Genomic DNA, 2,395 nt, shown 5'->3' with positions numbered 1-2,395 from the left:
CCCGTGAACCGCCCGCCGGTACGCCGAAGGGCCCGTACCCCGGTCGCGGGGTACGGGCCCTTCGGGCCGTCTCAGGCCGCCTTGGCCTTCGTGGCGTACATGTCCACGTACTCCTGGCCGGAGAGTTGCATGACCTCGGTCATCACCGAGTCCGTCACCGCGCGCAGCACGTAGCGGTCGCGGTCCATCCCCTCGTAGCGGGAGAACTCCATCGGCTCGCCGAAGCGCACCGTCACCTTGCCCGGCCGGGGCAGGCCGGAGCCGCTGGGCTGGAGCTTGTCCGTGCCGATCATCGCGAACGGGACCACCGGCGCGCCCGTCATCAGCGTCAGCCGCGCGATGCCCGTGCGGCCCCGGTACAACCGGCCGTCGGGGGAGCGGGTGCCCTCGGGGTAGATGGCGAAGGCGTGGCCCTCCTCCAGCACCCGACGGCCGGTCATGAGCGCCGCGACACCGCCGCGTCCGCCGTCCCGGTCCACCGGGATCATGCCGCAGCCGGTGAAGAACCAGGCCATCAGCCGGCCCTTGAAGCCCTTGCCGGTGACGTACTCGTCCTTGCCGATGTAGAACACCGGCCGGTCGCAGCAGATCGGCATGATCATCGAGTCGATGAACGTGAGGTGGTTCCCCGCGAGGATCACCGGCCCGGTGCCGGGGATGTTCTCCGCGCCCTCCACCTGGGGGCGGAACAGCAGGCGCAGGATCGGGCCGAGCACTGCCTTGATGACCGTGAGTCGGGACAACGCATCCTCCGGGGTCGTGGCCGGCCCGGCCGGGTCGGAATCGTGCAGTGGTCTGTGCAGGTGAGGACGATACTCGCGGCCCCCGCCCCCGCGCACATCGGGTTCACACAACGGCTACGCGGTGTGGGCGTGTGTTTCCGCCGTGTTCGTCCAGCGTGCGCCCTTCCGATGGCGTAGCTCCCTACGATCACACTCGCTCGACAGGTGCCGGACATCACACGCGAGGAGCAACCATGACACAGCGCGCGCAGTCAGGTCCCGGACGGCGGACCCTCCTGGGAGCGGCCGTCCTCGGCACGGCGGGGCTCACCGCCGCCGGCCCGGCGAACGCCGCCGGACGCGGCCACGGCACCTACCGGGACCTGCCCGTGCCGACCGTCATCGGCCACCGCGGCGCCAGCGGTTACCGGCCCGAGCACACCCTCGGCTCCTACCGGCTGGCCCTGGACATGGGGGCCCACATCGTGGAACAGGACCTGGTCCCGACCAGGGACGGCCACCTCGTGTGCCGGCACGAGAACGACATCACCGCCACCACCGACGTGGCCGACCACCCCGAGTTCGCGAGCCGGAGGACCACCAAGACGATCGACGGCACGGCGCTCACCGGCTGGTTCACCGAGGACTTCACCCTGGCCGAGCTCAAGACGCTCCGCGCCGTCGAGCGCATCCCCGGCAACCGGCAGCGGAACACCGTCTACGACGGCCGCTGGGAGGTGCCCACCTTCGAGGAGGTCCTGCGCTGGGCCGACCAGGAGGGCCGCCGCAGGGGCACACCCGTCTGGCTGTACGTCGAGACCAAGCACCCCTCCTACTTCCGGAGCATCGGCCTCGCCCTGGAGGAACCCCTCGCACGGCTGCTGCGCCGCCACGGCCGGCACCGCGCGAACTCCCCGCTGCTCCTCCAGTCCTTCGAGCCGGGGTCCGTGCGGCGGCTGGCGAAGCTGGTCGCCACCCCGCGCGTCGTGCTGCTGTCCGGACCCGCCGAGCGGCCCTGGGACTTCGTCGAGTCCGGTGACCCGCGCACCGTGGCCGACCTGGTGACACCGGCCGGGCTCACGTGGATCGCCTCCTTCGCCCAGGGCATCGGCCCCACCCTCGACCTGGTCGTCCCCAAGGACGCGGCGGGCCGGCTCACCACGCCCACCACCCTCGTCGCCGACGCCCACGCGCGGGGCCTGGTCGTGCACCCGTACACGATGCGCAACGAGAACACCTTCCTGCCGGCGGACTTCCGGCGCGGCACGGACCCGAACGCGTACGGTGACGTGTTCGGCGCGCTGCGGACGTACCTCGGGACCGGCATCGACGGGATCTTCTCCGACAACCCGGACACCGCCCTGCTCGCCGCGGCGGACTTCCGCGGGCGCTGAGGGACCGGCCGCGGGGCGCGTCAGCGGTCCGGACCGGATGCCCCGGTCGGGTGGAGCCGGGCCCGTACGGCAACCGCCCGCCCCCGCTGCGCGTTGAGGGGGCATGACGCCTCTCGCCCTCGTCCGCGCGCTGCGCCCGCTGGTGCGGGCCGAGACCGCGGCCGAGGCCCCGGCCGCCGGGATCGAACCGGCGGACCTCGAACAGTCCGTCTGGCTGCGGCTGCTGGAGCGCCAGGCCGGACACGGGCAGCCGGCCGATCCCGCCGGCTGGGTGCGCGC

The 2,395-nt window shown here is 72.8% G+C and carries 2 protein-coding genes and 1 pseudogene; 2 read left to right on the top strand and 1 reads right to left on the bottom strand.

The window, feature by feature from the left end:
- Positions 1–71: 71 nt before the first annotated feature.
- Positions 72–743: a lysophospholipid acyltransferase family protein gene (locus IH13_RS0129620; protein ID WP_031089134.1), complete on the bottom strand. Its 672-nt coding sequence runs from the start codon at positions 741–743 to the stop codon at positions 72–74.
- A 233-nt stretch (positions 744–976) separates the two neighbouring features.
- Between IH13_RS0129620 and IH13_RS0129615 the strand changes: the two genes are divergently transcribed.
- Together IH13_RS0129615 and IH13_RS0129610 are read left to right on the top strand one after the other, a co-directional pair.
- The gene (locus IH13_RS0129615; protein WP_031089133.1) at positions 977–2,116 is read left to right on the top strand and encodes a glycerophosphodiester phosphodiesterase; all 1,140 of its coding nucleotides are present in this window, start codon (positions 977–979) and stop codon (positions 2,114–2,116) included.
- A gap of 103 nt (positions 2,117–2,219) precedes the next feature.
- Positions 2,220–2,395: pseudogene (locus IH13_RS0129610) on the top strand (sigma-70 family RNA polymerase sigma factor); the annotation flags it as partial.

The organism is Streptomyces sp. NRRL WC-3549, assembly GCF_000721935.1.
GTDB lineage: Bacteria > Actinomycetota > Actinomycetes > Streptomycetales > Streptomycetaceae > Streptomyces.
Note: the sequence above shows the minus strand (reverse complement) of the source record. Positions and strands in the feature narration are given on the sequence as shown.